Annotated in this window: 2 protein-coding genes; both read left to right on the forward strand. The window is 63.5% G+C overall.

The window, feature by feature from the left end; genetic code table 11:
- A partial coding sequence (locus tag ACFWPJ_RS31865; protein ID WP_378857093.1) for a hypothetical protein occupies positions 1-862 on the forward strand: 862 nt, incomplete at its 5' end.
- Between the two features lie 12 nt (positions 863-874).
- A partial coding sequence (locus ACFWPJ_RS31870) for a DEAD/DEAH box helicase family protein (RefSeq protein WP_378857095.1) occupies positions 875-1,810 on the forward strand: 936 nt, incomplete at its 3' end.

Consider the following 1,810-nt stretch of genomic DNA (forward strand, 5'->3'; position numbering starts at 1 on the left):
TGTCTCGCCCTCTCCTTCGCCCGCGACCCCCGTTCCCGTCGCCAAGACACTCGATGATCGATTGGCGGATTATCGAGCGGCCGGGGCGCAAGTCGTGGATCTGTCAGGTGAGTACGAGGTCAAGGGACACGGCTCGGTGTCGTTGACTGTATGGGCGATCAAGGGCGTCACACTCGCCGACCAGAAGGGGACGAACGTGCCGCTGTTCGCCCACCTTCGCAAAGCCCCCGACGTCGAGATCTTCGTCGACATCACGCATTCCCTGTTCACCGAGTATGGTGTCGATTTCCGCGATATGGCAATGGTGGAACTTGCCGAGTGGATCAGGGTCGCGCGTGGCGCGACCAAGCCACTCTCGACAGTCCTGATGGACCTGAAGAGCCGCGCCACCGACCAGAAGGTCACCGCGGAGGCGTTGACCGCCCGCGCCACTCGCCTGCTCGACCGTGTCAAGGACGCGATGCAGCGTGAGATCAAAGGTGGGGCGCCCACCGGTTATTGGGACATGCTTCAGGAATCCGAGAAGGTCCGCGCCCAGCAGCGATTCGTCGTCGAGGGCGGGAACGGTGGGTGGGAATCCGCCATCGAGGCCGGGGACTTCGTCCCCTTCTTGCCTCCCAATGCCGTCGTGCGACTGCTCGAACTGCGCCCGGACGCGTTTCTCGACGGAAAGGTGTTCCACCGCCCCTATTCCAACCTGACCGACCAGGAATCGCGCGCCTTGGTGCTCACGCGCCTGACCGGCTTGGTGAGCGACCTCGCGGTAATGGCCGAACACCAGCCGAAACTCGACCTCGACGAACTCGCGCGGATCCGGCTCAGTTGCCTGCTGGTCGAACGCGACCTCGCCGACACCGAATGAGGACCATCCACCATGACTGATGGATTCCTCGGACCCGGCTTTCTGCGGGAGCTGGGCCCCAACCAGTTCCCCCGGCAGATCGAGAGATTGCTGTGGCACATGGGATTCACCGAAGTCGCCAACATCGATGGCTCCGGCGATCAGGGTGGCGACATCCTCGCTAGCGCCTCGGGGCAGGACTGGGTCCTACAGTGCAAGTGGCGGAAACAAGGCCCGATCTCAGCTGATGGCGTCGACGAGGTTGCCCGGGCCCGCGAACACTACCGTCGAGACAAGGCCGCCGTGGTCACCAACACCGTCCTCGGCGTGGACGCCAAACGCCGTATCGACCGACTCGCGCTGATCGGTCCCCAAATCCACGAATGGCCCGGCGATACCCTCCGAAAGGCCTGGGCCAAGGTACCTGAACGCTTCGGTGCCATCACCCCGCGCAATTATCAGCGGATCGCGATCGACAACGCCGTCGGCGGACTGAATACCACCAGCCGAGCGTTGGTCATCCTGGCCACCGGCTTGGGTAAAACCATTGTCGGAGCGGAGGTTATCGACGAGCATCTTCGTCGGCAGCCAAACGACTTGGTCCTGGTTGTCGCCCACACCAAGGATCTCGTCGATCAACTCGAACGCGCTCTCTGGCGTCACCTGTCCAAGACCGTGAAGACCCGGCTAGTCACAGGAGAAGAGCGTCCCGACGATCTCTCGGGCGTCACCTGTGCCACCCTCGGTAGCGCTCTCTACATGGTTCGGCGCGGATACCGCCCCGCGCTGGTCGTGGTGGACGAGGCTCACCACGTCGGGGAAGACGGACAGTACGGCGAGCTGCTCGATCTCCTTACTGACGCCCGCCAAATGGGCCTCACCGCGACACCGTGGCGCGGCGACGAATACGACATCACGCACCGGTTCGGCGAACCCGTCGTGAAGATCGGCATCGAAGAGGGCATGCGC

It is taken from the genome of Nocardia sp. NPDC058497 (assembly GCF_042720195.1).
Taxonomy (GTDB): domain Bacteria; phylum Actinomycetota; class Actinomycetes; order Mycobacteriales; family Mycobacteriaceae; genus Nocardia.